This is a genomic window from Corynebacterium kutscheri (assembly GCF_000980835.1).
Classification (GTDB): Bacteria; Actinomycetota; Actinomycetes; order Mycobacteriales; family Mycobacteriaceae; genus Corynebacterium; species Corynebacterium kutscheri.
The window spans coordinates 1,958,621-1,975,913 of sequence record NZ_CP011312.1 but is presented as its reverse complement, the minus strand read 5'-3'; the positions used below and the strand labels follow the sequence as shown (position 1 = coordinate 1,975,913).

11 protein-coding genes are annotated in these 17,293 nt (G+C 50.6%); 5 read left to right on the top strand and 6 right to left on the bottom strand.

From position 1 onward, the window contains the following. Positions 1 to 36: 36 nt before the first annotated feature. Positions 37 to 8,943, bottom strand: coding sequence for a type I polyketide synthase (locus UL82_RS08935; RefSeq protein WP_046440519.1), 8,907 nt, complete (start codon positions 8,941 to 8,943; stop codon positions 37 to 39). Positions 8,944 to 9,126: 183 nt separating this feature from the next. On the opposite strand from UL82_RS08935, the gene UL82_RS10680 reads away from it, so the two are divergent. Then, positions 9,127 to 9,966: an RDD family protein gene (locus tag UL82_RS10680; RefSeq protein ID WP_052735934.1), complete on the top strand. Its 840-nt coding sequence runs from the start codon at positions 9,127 to 9,129 to the stop codon at positions 9,964 to 9,966. A 54-nt stretch (positions 9,967 to 10,020) separates the two neighbouring features. Here the strand turns inward: UL82_RS10680 and UL82_RS11660 are convergent, their stop codons facing one another. Together UL82_RS11660 and UL82_RS08925 are read right to left on the bottom strand one after the other, a co-directional pair. Then, on the bottom strand, positions 10,021 to 10,095 hold the full coding sequence (locus UL82_RS11660) for a 50S ribosomal protein bL37 (protein ID WP_395923098.1): 75 nt from the start codon (positions 10,093 to 10,095) through the stop codon (positions 10,021 to 10,023). Between the two features lie 178 nt (positions 10,096 to 10,273). Beyond that, the gene (locus UL82_RS08925) at positions 10,274 to 10,534 is read right to left on the bottom strand and encodes a WhiB family transcriptional regulator (protein WP_046440518.1); all 261 of its coding nucleotides are present in this window, start codon (positions 10,532 to 10,534) and stop codon (positions 10,274 to 10,276) included. A 478-nt stretch (positions 10,535 to 11,012) separates the two neighbouring features. Here UL82_RS08925 and UL82_RS08920 point away from each other — a divergent pair, with 478 nt between their 5' ends. Next, entirely contained in the window at positions 11,013 to 11,438 is a 426-nt protein-coding gene (locus UL82_RS08920; RefSeq protein WP_046440516.1) for a hypothetical protein, read from the top strand. A 3-nt stretch (positions 11,439 to 11,441) separates the two neighbouring features. On the opposite strand, the gene nagB is transcribed toward UL82_RS08920, so the two are convergent. Further along, positions 11,442 to 12,209, bottom strand: a complete 768-nt coding sequence (gene nagB, locus UL82_RS08915; RefSeq protein WP_046440514.1) for a glucosamine-6-phosphate deaminase — start codon at positions 12,207 to 12,209, stop codon at positions 11,442 to 11,444. A gap of 22 nt (positions 12,210 to 12,231) precedes the next feature. Beyond that, a complete protein-coding gene (gene nagA / locus UL82_RS08910) occupies positions 12,232 to 13,350 on the bottom strand; it encodes an N-acetylglucosamine-6-phosphate deacetylase (protein ID WP_046440512.1) in 1,119 nt (372 codons plus the stop codon). A 72-nt stretch (positions 13,351 to 13,422) separates the two neighbouring features. Here nagA and UL82_RS08905 point away from each other — a divergent pair, with 72 nt between their 5' ends. The 3 genes from UL82_RS08905 to UL82_RS08895 are packed head-to-tail and all read left to right on the top strand — an operon-like array spanning position 13,423 to position 15,981. After that, a complete protein-coding gene (locus UL82_RS08905; RefSeq protein ID WP_046440510.1) occupies positions 13,423 to 14,358 on the top strand; it encodes a dihydrodipicolinate synthase family protein in 936 nt (311 codons plus the stop codon). Then, on the top strand, positions 14,355 to 15,302 hold the full coding sequence (locus tag UL82_RS08900) for an ROK family protein (protein ID WP_046440508.1): 948 nt from the start codon (positions 14,355 to 14,357) through the stop codon (positions 15,300 to 15,302). The genes UL82_RS08905 and UL82_RS08900 overlap by 4 nt, the downstream gene beginning before the upstream one ends. Further along, on the top strand, positions 15,295 to 15,981 hold the full coding sequence (locus UL82_RS08895) for an N-acetylmannosamine-6-phosphate 2-epimerase (protein ID WP_046440507.1): 687 nt from the start codon (positions 15,295 to 15,297) through the stop codon (positions 15,979 to 15,981). Before UL82_RS08900 ends, UL82_RS08895 begins: the two co-directional genes overlap by 8 nt. Here UL82_RS08895 and UL82_RS08890 read toward each other — a convergent pair whose 3' ends face one another. Then, positions 15,982 to 17,127 carry an HNH endonuclease signature motif containing protein gene (locus tag UL82_RS08890; protein WP_126363897.1) on the bottom strand — a complete coding sequence of 382 codons (1,146 nt, stop codon included), beginning with the start codon at positions 17,125 to 17,127 and terminating at the stop codon, positions 15,982 to 15,984. Positions 17,128 to 17,293: the final 166 nt, after the last annotated feature.

Sequence of the window (17,293 nt, the reverse complement as noted above, 5' to 3'; positions counted from 1 at the left end):
AAGGGGATACCTTTATCTAGTAGTTAATTCACCTGTTTAACCTTGTGGATACACTCCATCTTCACCGAGACGAACATCGTCGTTAAGCACAAGATTAACCTCAGCTAAATGAGCATCCTTGACCGGTAAACGACGATCCTTCGGTGCAACGTATAGCTCACCGCGGGCAATCATGCCCCGCTCTAATGCCTGGACACCTGCACGCAAGCGCTTGGAGGCACGTTCGCGCCACTGCTCACCAGCAAGAGTGGCAAAAATACCAGGATGAGCAAGAACTACTACCGCAGCCACATGGCCAAAGCCAAGAGAGGTAAGTACCCCGGCTTTGACTTCACCGATGTCAAGCGGCGAGCGCAACCATACCAGTGGGTCTGCTTTGTCTTTTATCTCCTTATCCACACAATCCAAGGAAGCATTTTGAGGCAGACGACCATGAGTGAAAACGTCGATAAGACCACCGATTTGGAAAAGTGCTGCACCACCTTTGGCATGACCGGTCAAGCTCTTCTGGGAAATCACAAACAGTGGATTATGCTTATCGCGACCAATCGCCGGCCATAACCGGGTATGCAACTCAGATTCATTAGGATCATTGGCATTAGTAGAAGTGTCATGCTTAGATACCACGCGCACATCATCCGGGGTTAAGCCCAGGCGACGCAGACTAGCAGCCAAACGGGAATCCTTACCGCCACGGGCAGCACCCAAAGCACCAATACCTGGTGCCGGGATCGAGGTGTGTGCACCATCGGCGTAGCTTTGTGCATGAGCTATGACCGCATAGACGGGCAGACCCAATTCTTTAGCCACCGTGCCCCGGGCGAGAATAACGGTACCGCCACCCTCAGCCTCCAAGAAACCAGCTCGACGACGATCATTTGCTCGCGAAATAAACCGAGGATCAATGCCTTTAGCCAACATAGCGGCAGTTTCCGCGGTGGCATTCATATCACCGAAACCAGTTAATGATTCCACCTGCACATCATCAATACCGCCGGCGATAACCACATCCGCCTTACCCAAAGCGATCTTATCGACGCCTTCTTCTACTGAGACCGCAGCAGTTGCGCAGGCTCCTACCGGATGAATCATTTGCCCATAGCCACCGATATAACTTTGCATTACATGTGCAGCCACCACATTAGGCAGTGCCTCTTGCAAAATATCAGAAGGACGTTCCTCACCGAGGAAGCGGGAAACAAACATCTTATGTAGTGATTCCATACCACCCACGCCGGTGCCTTGGGTAGAGGAAATATTACCAGGATGTACCGCTTGTAGCAGCTCAGCAGGGCTAAAACCGGCGGTAAGGAAAGCATCAACAGCAGTCACTAAATTCCATACAGCGATTCGATCCAAGCCTTCGATCATATGCGCTGGAATACCCCATTTAGCTGGGTCGAAATTATCCGGCATCTGCCCTGCGACGCTACGAGTTAGGGTAGCGCGCTTGGGAATACGTGCAATAGAGCCTTGTGCCTTGCGTACCAGCCATTCGCCGTCGTCAGTAGCAGCAATGGTGGTTCCCTCTGGATCAGCAGCAAGAAAATCACGTGCTTCGGCTTCGCTGGTAACTGTGAACTCAATATCTTGATTGAGATACACACTTGCTACGTCGATAGAACCAGCATCGGTGAGGAAGTATTTATCGCTCAAGCGACGTACGCCACAACGGGCAACAACTTCATCGCGGTAACGATCAAAGATATCTTCTTCGGCAATCGCAACCCCATCAGCGTCATACCAACCTGGCGTAGGATCTTCGAGCCAATTAATAAGTCCAGTCATCCAAGCCAGCTCTAGTACTCCGGCAGCAGTGAGATCGACGCTGCCATCGCGCTGAATTCCGTACTCGGCTTCAAAACGAGTACGCCCCGAACCCCATGAGCTTACTTCACCAATACCTACGATAACCACTAAATCATCCAAGGTAGCGCTTATCGGATCAGTAGCAATAGCTGGTGCCTGAGTAGGCCAGGAAGGAGTTGGCAAGGCCTTAATACTGATAGGTTCTGCAACCGGGCTCGTAGCTGTTGGAGCTGCTGCGGCAGCTTGCGCGGCAAGATCGCTGAGTGAGACCGTAGTGGTGGCAAGACCTCCGGTAAAATCAGCCAAAAGTGGTGCCTGGGCAGCCTGGGCACGTGCGGTTGGACTAATAAGTCCCAGTAATTCTTCAGTAATTTCCGCAGGAGTATAAATCTGAATCCCCGCCTCTTTGGCAAGCGGTACTAATGCATCATTAGCTCCCATGAGGTTTGTCCCGGCAACCCACCCAATATGAGCATGAGCAAAACTGACTTTTTCTGGCCAGCCAGACTCAGCACTCCACTTATTAACCAAAGCATCAAGGCCAGCTTTGACCTCACCATAGGCACCGTCGCCACCAAAGCGACCCCGGTTTGGCGAACCTGGCAACACCACATGCACTCGATCCATATCTTGTAGCGCAGCAGCCTTGCCCACCATGCGCTCTACACTCCACAACAGCAAACGCGCCTGGTTTTCTGCCTCCGGGCCAGCATCAGTAGCTAAACCATGCACCGGTGGGGCAGCAAAGGGGAACAATAAAGTAGGAATGAGTGCTGGCTTGGTCACTGTGGTGGTGCCACCGACGGAAACTTTTTGCTCAGCACCAATCCAGTCCATGAGTGCATCGACATCACGGAAGCTATTGAGATTTGCTGACACGATCCACAAGGCGGCATCACCAGCAGCATTTTCACTAAAGAGCTGGCGGGCAAACTCTTTGCGCTTTTGATCCACCCGGGAGGCGGTCATAATAACGGTTGCGCCACCGGCTAATAGCTTTTCGACGATTGCAGTAGCAATTGATCCTGGTGCTGCGCCAGTAACTACTGCAATATCTTCTGCATAAGGTAGTTCTGCTTGTGTCTTAGCGGCGTGGGCAATCTCTGTGAGTACCGGCTTATTGGTGGTGGCATACCACCACTGCGCCTGACCTGCGATAACCTCACCAAGACCAATAAAGCGTTGCGGATCCATGTCGATTTCCCCTAGGGCAATTCGAGCAAGATCTTCTTTAGCGCTAGCCCAGCGATCATCAAATAAGATGGCGCGCTCAGCATCAAATGCCGGGGTAACTAGCTGGAGCCAGCCAGTTCCTAGTTCGGCATCCATGGCGGCGAACAGGGCTGAATAGTCTTCCTTATCGGATGTATCTACCACCGTGGTATGGCCAAGTTCGTGCAAAATAGTTCGGGCAGTTTTTGCTAACACACCATCAGCACCGGTGATCTTATCGGCAAATTCACCGAGTGCTGCGGAATCAACAACTGCGCCACTGCTTCCTGCACCACTGCTACCGCGGCTCACACTGACCCCAACTCGATCGGCAACCAATTGGATGGCAGCGTCGATAAGCTCGTTGAATTGGGCTTTATTGCTTATTGATTGCGGCAGGCTACCAAGTGCTCCGCCACGCACAGAATCACCTTCGCGGGTAGCGAGTAGGATTTCGGCTTCTACATGAGGTACCCATGATTGTGGTAAACACCAAATGTTGGTGACGTATTCGCCAACGGCATTGGGCTTGAGCCCAGCAGCTCCGGCAAGTTGACGCAGGCGGGCATTAATTGCTTCGCCAAGTACCGGACCAAAAGCCTGGTAGGTTGGTGCGGCGGTATTAACGCGTCCACGCAGAACCTGTACCTCGGCATCGGCAGCACCATCAATAGCTGCGACCCCAATTTCTGCGGACATATCCATAAGCAGCTGGTTGCGTCTAGAACTTACTCCGCCGGTAAGAATTTCGGTGGTATCAACTGGGGTGATTTGCTCGATACGGATCTTATTTTGGAAAGCAAAGAGCACGTCAATAGCCGCTGCTGCATCGAAGCTCAGCTCAGTGGTATTGCCACTACCAGCATGAGCCTGTGGCTTTTCGGCTGCTGCAGGTAGAGGCTCTGCTGGTGCAGCGCTGACTTCGGCGACGTCACTATCTGGTGGAGTAACCTCAGCGCTTTCTGAGTCAGGTTCGTCATCGTCTACTACTGGTGCGGTGGTTACATCTTCTAGCACCACACGCTGCATATCGCGCTCAACATTAAGCACAGGTATTTCAGTGCCTAGAACATCCATGCTGCGTAGAGCCAAGTTGGTCAAAGTTGGCGAGGACGCCAAACCAACCTCAACAATTTGATCCACCTGAGTGATAATGAGTTCCTGGGTTTCAATCCAGCGCACTGGGGAAGCAAACTGCCAGCTTAAAAGCTCAATAAGTAAAATACGAGCTAATTCTTTTTCGCTGAAGTCAGCAATATTTAGCTGTTCTAGGTTTGTAGCTGGAACAACCTGACAGATTGCTTGAATAAAGGCGTCACTGAGCTCGAAGGGGCGTGCCACTAGGTTAGGAATATAGCGACCAACGAGAGCAGAAGTGTCGATGTCATGAGGCAGCAGCTCATCAAGTTTGGCAGCAAAAGCAGGAACACCAGGGCGCAGCACACTGGAATGGAACGGCACATCAATGCCGGGGATCATAACAAATGCTTTGGGATGGTTTGTTGCTGCTTGTAGTGCAGCAAGACCAGCTAGTGTACCGGCAACGGAATACTGTTGGCCAGCGATATTGTAATTAACAATTTCGAGGTATTCATTACTATCGTGGGCAACTTTGGCTACGTATTCTTCTACTTGATCTGCTGGGATGCCAATCATATTTGGTCGCAGTGCGCCTAGACCATAATTAGAGCGGCCTTGTTCATCACGTGGAACTAGGGTGTGCATGGCTGAGCCGCGGCTAAACACAATGTCGATAACAGCCTCTAAGCCAAAGATATTGCCTAATGAAGCCAATGCGGTGTACTCGCCTAGGGAGTGGCCAGCATACATAGAGTTTTCAGTTAATGCATCAGCTGCGCGCAGACGCTCAGTTTGCCCGTACGCAACTACTGCTAGTGCTACCTGAGTGAATTGGGTGAGGTTGAGCACGCCTGCTGGATGCCGGAAGGTTGTGGCAGTGTAATCGTTGCCTGCTGCTGCACGAACCTGCAATGTGGTGGGGTTGAGATCTACTACGTCGATAATGCTAAAGCCCAAATGTGTGCGGGTATGGTTATCGGCACGCTGCCACACAGCTCGTGCTCTTGGGCAAGATTGGCGATCGCCTTGTCCCATGCCTGCGGTTTGAATGCCCTGACCAGGATAAACATAGGCAGTATATGGTGTGGCAATAAGTGCCTGACCTCGAGAAACCACCTCGCCACCAATACGACAGGTCACCTCAAGAGCAGCATTGAGACCAGCACGCCCAACACGTTCGACAGTAATTTCTACTTCGTCGTTAAGCTGAACCATGCCGTACATGGAATATGTCCAACTTTCGACGTTGCCATACCGGCCAGCGACTTGCTGGCTGGTTGCAGAGAGCCACATACCATGGACAAGCGGTGCCGGAAGATCAACTAACTGAGCGGCGTTATAGGAAGTGTGAATAGGGTTATAGTCGCCAGTAACGGTGGCAAAGGGGGTCATATCAGCAGGAGCATGAACAACGACCCGGTCAATAAAACTACGTGGGGTAGCGGTTATTTTTGCAGTGCTACCGCCATATTCTGGTGCGAGTTCGGGTAGGTCAGCAGTAGTTGCGCGACCACGAATAGCAAAGCGTTCCGTTAGGGTAGCTACCTGTTGACCATCGCGGGTTAATTTCAGCACTACGGTAACAATGCGACCGGAAACAGATTCTTTAATTGACTCGCACTGACTCGTTACCTCGATACGTTCACCGGTGGCAAGATCGGCCAGTGGTATCTCAAGAGAGACTAAATGATCCAGGTGTACGGCATTTAATAGACCCTCGATGACCGGGTAACCGTCGTGAAGTCGGCCAGTGCCTAAGGCAGTGTAGATAGCTGGCCAGCATGGTCCGACCAAAACATCTGGGGTGATCTCGCAGGTATTACCACTGGATACACCGGCATGAGTATGAAGAAGTTGTTGTGGTAAATGGAAACTATCGTGAACCAGACCTGTGTCATCAACGTGAGGCAGGGCATTAATAACATCGCCTGCTGCCGAGGTTGAACCAACTCCGGCCACGCCAGCAAGTAGTGCAAAAACAGCATCGGATAGTTTGGTTTCACTGACTACTGGGCTAGCACCTGTGGCAACTGATGGTGGTAGTTCCAGTGGGATATCTACGTGCTTAACATAATAGGGACGTTGTTGTTCGGGGAGATTTTCCCAGAAGGTATCGGCAAGAATACGCAGAATGTAAGTATTATCTTCATCGCTAGGAAGAAGTTCATAGGCTTCTGGGGCGAGATCATGTGCTGGGTTCGCAATAAGATGCCCATGCCAGGAAATCGTGCGTGCATTACGGATAGTTTCTTCAGCGCTAGCACCAATGCGAGAATAAACTGCTACTGATTGAGTAGTTTCATCATTGGAAAGTGCAGCGACACAGGCAGCTTCAAAACGTCCTAGTAATTCAGCGATCGGCTCATTGATTTTGGTAATACCGCCGACTGATACTGGTCCGGGAATAATTCGCACGGCATTGGCTGGATAGCGTTCATCGTGGGCTTGCCACAGAGAGTCTAAACCAAACCACCGTTTGAGATCTCCGTCGATAATAGGAACCCAAGGCATTGGTTTATGGTGCTTGCGATTGAGCTGGATAAACCAGGCGGCATCGCGTGGGCTTACCGTGATCTCAGTGGCTAAAGGATATGCAGCAAGCAGCTTTTCGACGGCCTGTGGGGCATTTGCAACTGCATCAACATCGGCAAAAAGGGTGGGGATGTGCCCATGATCGTGTTTATGCAAGCGGGCTTCTACTCGGCGTAGCAGATCAAGGAAACGATCGTCCCAGGTAGGATCGGTAAAAGGATAGGCCAATTCCACAAAGCGCTGTACCCACTCGGCGTAGGTCATGGTGTCTACATCACCAAAATATGGTTTGGCAGTAGTACTGAGTGCTTCGATAATTTCCTCGCGGTGCTCGATGTAGGTATCGGGGTCAAGAGAGGTAATTAAGCGGGAAGCCTTGGCGAAATCAGTGTCGATTTCATAAAGGTCAGCAAGGAGATGTGACTGGCCAGAGGTCATTCCGCCTTTGGTTTTTAGTCGACCCACCCAGCCGCCTTCATCATCAGCTGCTACGCCGGGGGTGTTCACAAGTATTTGTTTTACCGCTGGGGTGGTTTTGGCTTCTTTACATGCCATGGCTGCAGTACCTACGAGAATGCCGTCGACAGGCATATTTTTGTGCCCATAGGAACGTGCCCAAGAACCAGTGATATATGCGGCGGCTTTCTCTGGGGTACCGATACCACCACCTACCACCAGTACTACATTGCGGTGGTGGCGAATATCTTTATAGGTGCTAAGAAGTAGTTGATCAAGATCAACCCAGGAGTGATGTCCACCGGCGTGGCCATCTTCAACTTGCATAATTATTTCTTGTTCTGGATTAGCCTGCGCAATATCAAGCACCGAGTAAATTTGTGCCACCGTGCCAGGCTTAAAGGCAATAAACGGATAACCATCACGACGTAAATCTTTGATGAGCTGGGAGGCTTCCTCTAATTCCGGGATACCAGCAGAAATAGTGACACCATTGATTGCCGATCCGGCGGCGCGGGCCTTAGACACAATACGCTGCTGGCCAAATTGGAGATTCCACATGTAGCGGTCGAAGAACATGGAGTTAAATTGAGCACTTCGGCCAGGTTCGAGCTGTTTTTGCAGATTAGTATTGTTGAAATTGAATACTTCTTCTGAGTATTGGCCACCGCCAGCCATTTCAGCCCAATAACCGGCATTTGCAGCGGCCGCAACAATATCAGCATCAACGGTGGTTGGGGTCATTCCGGCTAGCAAAATCGGTGAATTACCGGTTAGCTTGGAAAATGCAGTCTGAACCTTGGTTTCACCATCAGGCAAGGTAATCAATTGGGGTGCAAAAGCGGAATAATCTACCGGGGAGCCAATTTCATGGCCTGGGGTACCCAAATCATCGCGTAGCGCAGGAGTATAAGCAGGCACAATAACTGCATCGGTGATTTTCTCAGTGATTCGAGCAAGAGATGGATCAAGCGCAAGAAGATAATCATGATTGCCGACTTCCCAAAGGAAAGAATTAAGCAAAATATTTTCTGCTAAAGTACGTGCAGCGACGGCCAAACCTAGTTGCTCAGACCAGTAAATTGCCTGTTCAGCAGCCTCTTTTTGGGCCTTGTGGTGAAAGGCTGCATTAACGCCTAAATCCTCAAAATGTGCTTCGAGCTCAACACCGCCAATATCGTGGTTAGTAATGCGCGCATTATGCGTAGCGACGATTTCTTCAATACGTCGTCGGTACTGGTTTAGTTCATCGGTGCTTCCGGAAAGAACGACTCGATCGGGACCATTGATCACTGCGAGGGGAACGTCGATAAGCGAGGTGGGAACCCCACGTACTGCAAGCATTCGACCAAAACCGTGCTGACTGGTGGCCGCACCGAGTAAAAAGGCGAAGGCTAGATGATCGACTAAAACGGTGTCATTAGCCCACGTTCCGGTAAGTTCGCGCCGGGACGAACCATAAGGAAGTGCGTCAAGAGTGATTGCTGCTTGCGAGTGTCCATAGAAGTCGGTGTTGACGGTGTCTAGGCCTAGTTGAGCAAGTTGGGCGATGCTAGCGATATGGCTGAGCAGAATGCCTGGCACGCTGATTGCTGGCTCATTGTCAATGCCATCAGTGATTGTTTCGCTACCGGCGATAAGTGCGCGCAGTCGAGGTAGAGCACCAGGAACGATCTGACTTAGTTCACGTGCAAAGGGTGCAGTGCGGGTGTAGGCGGCGTCGATAAGCTTGGTCAGTTCGGTGGTGATATAGGTGTCGTGGGTGTAATCGGCAAGATTTTTTTGCCAAGCGGAGGCTTGTCCGCCGAGCACGAGTCCGATATTTTTCATGTGGCTGATGGGGGTGAGGTTCATGATCACCTTCCGTGAAATCAAGGAATCCTTATGGACACCAAAATATTTTCTTTACAAAAACGTAGGTTACGCGAGCGTAGGTTGACTGACAAAGATAGTGTTGTAAATCACTTTTTTGGTGTACTGGTTGAATGTCGCGCATCATGGTAGATGCGAGACTCATTATTAAAAACAAGGACACCTATGACCCCTAATCTGTATGAGATCTATTATCTCGATCCTTCCGCTGATAGTGAGACCTTAAAAGCGGAGATGCTGATCCAATCGGCGCGCTTTAGCTATGGAAGTAAAGAAGCGCGTCGGGCTGCTTGGGCCTCTGATATTTTTTCTGATGAAAAAAAGCGCGTTGTCTACGATTCCCTCATTGGCGCCCAGGCGACGTGGGCAGATATTGAGCACCTTGCTATTTTTGGTACTTTGGCCATCGGTAGACAAGAACAAGTCCGACAGCGCCCGCCGGAGGCGAACGTCTTCAATGATCCCGGTATGCACAGCAATTCGGGTATGCACTGGACAAAAACCCAAACCTCTGCCGGAGCTAACCCGATGAACCCATTCGCGGCTCAGCCGGTAGGTGGAGCTATTCAAAACCAGCCGCCGTTACATATGGCTAGCCAGCCTGTGTTTTCGCCGGGGGTGGAAAAGAATGGGGGAAAGCGTATCAGTGCTTCGATAATTGATTTGTTTATTTTTAGTGCTGCTGCCGGATTATTAGGTTTTTCCTTCGAGATCGAGGGAGTTATTAGTGCCCTTGTGGCAACTATTCTTGCCACACTTTATATTGTGGGCTTCGAGGTCTATGCCGGAGCGACGCCAGGAAAAATGCTGCTAGGTTTGCGGGTTACCGGCGATGGCGAAAAGCCAACTGCCAAGGAGTCGGTCATGCGCAATTGGTGGAAGTTGTTTTTTTATACGCTGCCACCAGTTACGGTTATTGCCGGGTTGATCTATGCAAGAAAGCTTGATGATCCTCAAGGAGCTTGGCAAGACAATTTTGCGGGTACTCAGGTCATTCGCAAATAATAAGGTATAAAAAATCAGCTCGCACAGTATGTGTGCGAGCCGATATTTTTTTAGTTAAGCGTTTGGACGACGGCCGTGATTAGCCTTCTTCTTGCGACGATCCTTGCGCTTACGGCCACGCTGGCTCATAAGGCCTCCTTATATACTAGGGATAATGTTCATACCTACTCTAATGCCAGAGTGTAATGGCAGAGAAATCGCAACCTTATATCTGTATATGGCCTACTGGTTCTAGGGGTCAGTGATGCGCGCTGTATTTAGTTAGCGCTGTTTTAAGATTGTGGCAGCTTTCCCGTGTAGTAGGAGACTAGACGGTTGCGCGAGCGCGGCCACGGCCACGATTCTTGCGACGTTTTAATGCCCGACGCTCGTCTTCACTCATGCCTCCCCATACGCCAGCGTCCTGGCCGGTTTCTAGCGCCCAGGCTAGGCACTGAGAGGTTACTGGGCAGCGGTTGCAGACAACTTTAGCGGCAGCAATTTGGGCAAGCGCGGGCCCGGAATTCCCGACTGGGAAGAAAAGTTCGGGATCTTCATCGCGACAAACTGCTTCGTGGCGCCAATCCATAATGAAAACTCCTCAAATAAAAACGGTGAACTCGCAGGCATAGGCAACACGGATAAGTACTAAGGGTTTCTTAGTTATGCGGTCAGCTTCCAGTGGGCCTGGATCATAAGCCCAGGGCTGAGTGGTGTGCGCAGTGTGCTAACAGTATGCCATTGAAAGAATTAGTGGACACACAGCGAACTACAGTTGGTGTTCGCTTGGTTGCTTAGAAATAATGACATGTCTTCTTACGCTTGGCTAGAGGTATAGCCAAAAATGTATCCAAGCTCACAGTAATTTATTGTTGTGGAGTAATGATTTTTCCAAAAATATGCTCGAGTGTGACAATGTTTTGCCATTAGTTTCGGATGTGAACAGGCATTTTGCGGGAAAAGGTCTAGGCAGGTTAAGGCTATATTAGTCAAATCGGAATGGGGGTAGAGATAAGGTAAACCTTAGAATACTCTGAGTGTAACAAAGAGTCAGTAAACTGCTGAGAGTGAGCACGCTACAACAAACTCCAGCGGCAGTAAAAATAGCCGGATTAATTGCAATTGTTCAGTCTGTTATTGGCCTTGGGTATGCGGCACTTTTGCTTATCCGCGGTATCCGCGGCGTTGCTGACGAGTCCATCGTCTACGAAACTACTGACGCGCATACTAATGTCGCCTATGGCACCGCGATTTTCTTCCTTATTGTTTTCGGCTTTGTCATCTTTGGCGCACTATGGATGATGCGCGGACATCGTTTTGGACGTGGGCCAGTTATCATGCTGGAAATTCTCTTGTTGCTGATTAGCTGGTACATGTTCCAAGGCGGCCAAATTTTCTTGGCCGCCGCAACCACGTTATCCAGTGCCTTTGGACTAGTGATGCTTTTTAGCCCGACATCGCTTGCTTGGGTGCAACGGATCTACCGTCGATAAGTTTTAGAGCTGCCAGGTAGGTTTATTGGCGAAGGCATATTCGTAATACTCTCGGTTTTTTAGTAGCTCAGCTGCTTGCCTATCGACGACCACCGTCGCCTTTTCATGCCATTGCAGTATAGATGCTGGGCAATGTGCGCTTAAGGGGCCTTCGACTAAGTCTCGAACTGCCTGTGCTTTTGCAGAGCCCGTCGCAAGTAAAAGGAGGTGGCCGGCACGCATAATTGTGCCTAATCCTTGGGTGAGGACATGGCGCGGAACCTCATTGGCGCTGTCAAAAAATCGCGCATTATCGGCGACTGTTTGCGGATGCAGGGTTTTGACCCGCGTGCGTGAAGACAATGAACTCGACGGCTCATTAAAGCCAATATGTCCATTTGTGCCGATGCCAAGTATCTGGATATCCACCCCGGTATGCAAAGCTTTTTCATAGCGCTGTGCGGCTTCTTCTGGGTTGGGATCATAGCCTTCGGGACTGTGCACATGGTCGTCGGCAATATCGACATGATTGGTTAATTCGCGTCGGATCGTCGCATAGTAACTCTGCTCGTGATCCTTCGGCAGGCCGACATACTCATCCAGCAAAAATGCCTGGCAATCCGCAAAACTTAAATCCTGCTCCCGATGCCGGCGAATGAGCTCCTGATAGGTAGCAACCGGGGTAGAACCCGTCGCCAAGCCTAAGGTTGCTCCACGGCGAATATAATGCTCCAAAATATCCGCAGCTTGCTTTGCGACGTCTGCCAGCGTGTCGCGAATAATAATTTCCATAATGCTCTTTTTACTTCTTCTACTAGTTGGTGCTGGGCGGGCAAATAGTGCGCACCAGCTGATTGTGGGAATCAAGTTCTACAATGTGGCCAAGCTTGCCGACGGCAATATCGCCCGCGGGAATACCTAGAACACGGGCGGCATTTGTCGAGGTCAGCCGTACTGCCTCATTCATGCCTAGCCGGCTAGCTGCCCGACGAAATTGGTCGTAAAGGGTGCTTGTACCACCAGCAATCGCCCCGTTTTCTATCCGAGCAATTTTGTCTTTAACCTCTACTTTTAATGATCCTAGGAGATAATTGCCATCGGGCATACCGGCTGCTTCCATAGCATCGGTGACTGCTACTGCTGCATGATTTGTATTGCGTGCAATCATATCTACGGTGCCGTCATGAAGATGAACCCCATCGGCGACCAATTCAACAAAAGCTTTGTTCGCGCCAGCAGCGGCAATGAATGCGCCAGCAGCCCCTGGCTTGCGGTGATGAATCGGTGGCATAGCATTAAACAGATGCGTTGCAGTAACAGTTGCGCCGGCATCGACTGCACAATCGATTAGTTGCATGGTTTCTTCGTAGCTGGCATCGGTATGACCTAAACTAACAATCACATTATTAGTTGCGCACAATGAAACTAATTCTTGTGCATAGGGGGTTTCGGGGGCGAAAGTCATTGATTTAATCGCGCCCCCACCGCAAGCAAGCAACCGAGAAAACATATCTGGATCACCAGGTACGATCCGGCTGGGATCTTGGGCACCACACCGACAGGCGTTAACAAACGGACCTTCCAAGTGAATGCCAAAAATATGCCCCTGTGATACTAAGGGCACTAGGGTCGCTAATTGCTTGGTGATCTCAGCCTCAGAGGCAGAAACCAAACTAGCCAATAAAGTGGTTGTGCCATGATCGCGGTGGAACTGTGCGGCCGCAATACATTCGGCAGCATTTCCCGTGGGAAAAGCACCCCCCATCCCACCATGATTATGAATATCAATGAACCCTGGGATAAAAGTTGAACCGTTTTTGGGGGAGTCAGCTAGTGGAGTGATTTCAGTTATAATCCCGTCTTCAATTCGGAATTCTGCATGGTCAATGGTGGTGTCAGCAGTAACGACACGGCCGCGAAAAACCTCACTCATATGCATAACTCTAACGCAAAATGAATGCAGGACATAAGATGTCTGATGTGAGTATTTTCAAAGGAGCCCCCTATGCATAATTTTTTGTCTGGAGTTGTCCCACCCGTCGTAACGCCTATGACTGCGCAAGGCGTTATTGATGGGCCAAGTTTGTGTCGCCTTGTTGACCACATTATTACTGGTGGCGCGCATGGTTTATTTGCGCTTGGATCCTCATCTGAGACTGTGTTTCTTACTCGAGAGCAGCGCAAAGAAGTGTTGAGTATCATTATGGACCACAATGCTGGACGCGTACCGGTGATTGCTGGTGTTATTGACACCACCTTCCCAAAGGTGCGCGAGCTGGTTGAAGATGCTGTGGCGCTCGGTGTCGATGGGTTAGTTGCAACCGCGCCATTTTATGTGCGCACCCATCGTAAAGAAATCGAGGAGCATTTCCGTCGCATTCATGAGCTTGCCCCACACATCCCACTTTATGCATACAACATTCCTATCTGCGTTAACGGTGTAGTACTGGATGTCGATATGCTCATTGAGTTGGCTGGCGAAGGCGTGCTTGCTGGGGTGAAAGATTCCGGTGGTGTTGATTCCTATACTCGCAGCCTTGTTGAGGCGCGTAACGACGCCGGCATTACCGCCTTTAGCGTGCTTACCGGTAGTGAAACCACCGTGGATATGGCGTATCTTGCCGGGGTGGACGGGGTGGTTCCAGGTTTGGGAAACGTTGATCCCGCTGCCTATGCAAAACTTCATGAGCTACTTGTGGCCAAAAACTTTGCATTGGCTGCAGAGTTGCAGACTCGAATTAACCACCTTTTCCGCATCGTGTTTGTTGGTGACGGTACCCGCATGGGTGGTTCTTCGGCTGGTCTTGGCGCGTTTAAAGCCGCGCTTAAACATTTAGGGATCATTGATTCTGCTGCGATGGCACCGACTCATCAACCCCTTAATGCAGAAGAAATTGCCGCGATTGCTCAGCTCGTCGATAAGTATGGAACCCCTCGATGAGTACTACCCTTGCTTTGGACATTGGTGGTACCAAAATCGCCTATGGGCTTGTCGACGATGATCGTCCAGCACACGTCTACGACGCTGGTTGTATCCCCAGTCAGCCGCCAGGGGGTAGCATAGCTGAACAAATCAAGTCCGCCCTCCTATGTAAAACTTTGCCGACGCGCGTGGCAATTGCCGCCCCCGGCATCATTGATCCTATCCAAGGAAAAGTTATGCATAGTGGGCCGACTGTTCCTGGTTGGCAGGGCACCGATCTCATTTCCCTGGTGCGCAGCGTGATCGATGTGCCTGTTTATTGTCACAACGACGTGCGCGTCTGGGCTTTCGGTGAGCACATGCTTGGCTCCGGCCGTGATTACTCTGGTCGCGTTCTTTATCTTGCATTGGGCACCGGGGTCGGAGGAGCAATCGTCGATAAGCATATGCTTATCGACGGACCTACCGGCAGTGCTGGCGAAATCTCGGAGCTGATCACGGCGGATTTCCGAGGGCTTGCTGATCGCGCCGAAAATATTGCATCGGGGCCATCATTAGCTAGATATTACGAATACCTATGCAAAGAAATGGGATCACCGACCGACAAGATCGAGTGGTCAGATCCGCAAGGGGTAACAATTAGCCTTAAAGATGTGCTAGAGAAAATGGCCGATGGTGATGAGTTAGCCGCTCGGATTATTAATGGCAATCTGGAAGGCTTTGGGCGTACGATCGGCGCGCTTGCCACCGCCTTCGATCTCTCATGCATAGTTTTAGGCGGCGGCGTGGTCGGCATCGGTGAGATGATTACCGATCCGCTTCGCCGTGGAATTATGCATGGGGCGTTAGCACCTAATCGTGAAATACCCGTATTAGTCAGTAAATTCGGCGGGGATGCAGCACTAGTTGCTGCCGCTGCTTATGCAAGGGAAAAAGAGAAAGTTTCGCATAATTATGGATAAGAATACGCTTTTTAATGCCCTGCGTGGTCGGGTTATTGTTTCGGTGCAGGCTCCTGATGGTCATGCTATGCGTGATACACATACTTTGGTTCATGTTGCCCAAGCATGTGTTTTTGCTGGTACACCTGCTATTCGTTGTGGTGGCTATGGTGGTCTTGCCGACATTGAAGCAATTGCGCAGGCTGTGGATGTACCTGTATTTGGTCTGACTAAGGAGGGTACGGAGGGGGTTTATATTACGCCGTCGGTAAAGTCTGTGGAAGCGGTTTTGGATGCTGGAGCTACGGTTGTATGTGCCGATGCTACGCATAGGTCGCGTCCGGATGGTTCGGAGTTTCGTGATTTGGTTGTTGCTGCCCATGCAAAGAATGGGCTTATCATGGCAGATTGTGCTACACCAGAGGAAATGCTTTCTGCATATGAGGCTGGAGCTGATATCGTTTCGACGACTTTAGCCGGGTATACAGAGCATCGTGTAAAAACTGCAGGTCCGGATTTCGAGTGTTTGCGGTTAGGACGCGAGCTTGTAGGCCCTGACGCCTTTGTTGTTGGCGAGGGCCGATTTTCTTCACGAGAAGAAGTTATGCATGGGGTTGGTGGCGGTGCCGACGCAATCATTGTCGGTACCGCTATTACTGATCCTAGTTGGATCTATCAGCAACTTGATCCTACATTGTAGTTATTCTCGTTGGGGTGGGCTGTTTCTAATGAGTGCGCCTGCTGCGTAGGCTCTACCTGGCATAATGTTTGTGCGGCGAGTATCGAGGTCGATATCATGGTACTCATATTCGCCGTCTTTACGGATTAGTATTTCGGCATGTCCGTGTTCGACGTCTCGGTGGTGCTGTCTGCATAGCATTACTGCGTTGTCGAGAGTTGTTGGTCCACCTTTTGCATAGGCGGTGATGTGGTGGCCGTCGGCATAGTGCGCCAGTTTGGTGCAATCGGGATGCGCGCAATAGATTTGGTGTGCGATAAGCATGGCGCGTTGGTCGTCGTTAAAGTAGCGGATGCGTTCTGTCCAAATGGGGCGGGTGCCGGTGCTGTTGTAGACGGTGAACCAACCGGTGCCATCGAGTAGTTCTCGGATGGCTCCGCTGAGTACATTGCCGTCGGTGAGCGTGATATTGGTGCGATTGATAATGCCGATGCCGGGTAATTCATCGGCACGGATGACGGCGTGTACACCGAGACCGCGATTTACTCGTGGGGTGGCAATGATAGTGGATGTGTTTTGCGTGTGGGTGTCGATTTCACCGCTAAGCATTTTTTCCAACGCTTCGGCACGAGCATGACCGCGTGCGTAGTCTTCACGCATAAGTGTGTCGGTGAGTTCTTCTAGTCGTCGTAAAGCAGGACCAAAGGTGTCGCGGTTAAGAAATGCTGATAGATACATCATGTTGTGCGCGGTAGGTTTGGTCGAGATTTCGACGCGACTGCGCGGCTGGTCAGGGCAGGTGGCATTAAGTGCACGGACTCGATCTTTCGCCTCTATGCAGAACTCTTCATGCGTGCGTGCGTGTGCCTGGGTGAGTAACTCCAATTCGACCGTGCGTTTGTCAGACTTGTCGACATGAGCATTTAACTGCGCGGACTGCTTGTGAGCCATGACTACGTCGGCCATCGATAATCCCTTGGCGCTGGCTAACAATTCCGGATCATCGAGGTAGCGCTTGGCGATGCGCCGCCAGAGTTTAATCTCTCGCATTTCCATGCGTAACTTTTCGGCAAGTTGATCATGGGTTTCATGCGTTTCGACGAGCTCCGCCATAAGTGCAGTGGCGCCGTGGGCGAGTTGTTGGAGTGCGTCGAGCATGGAAGTCATGCCCTAAGGCTAAAAGTTTTGTATAGGGGAGGGGAAGACCTTTTGGCTGAAAACGCCAAATCTGTGGAAAACTCATTTTTTCCGGTGATTGGGCGCACGTTTTGTGTGGGGGTTATCCACAGTTAAAAATTTTTCCCTCTATGCATAGTTTTTCATGCTAGACTGT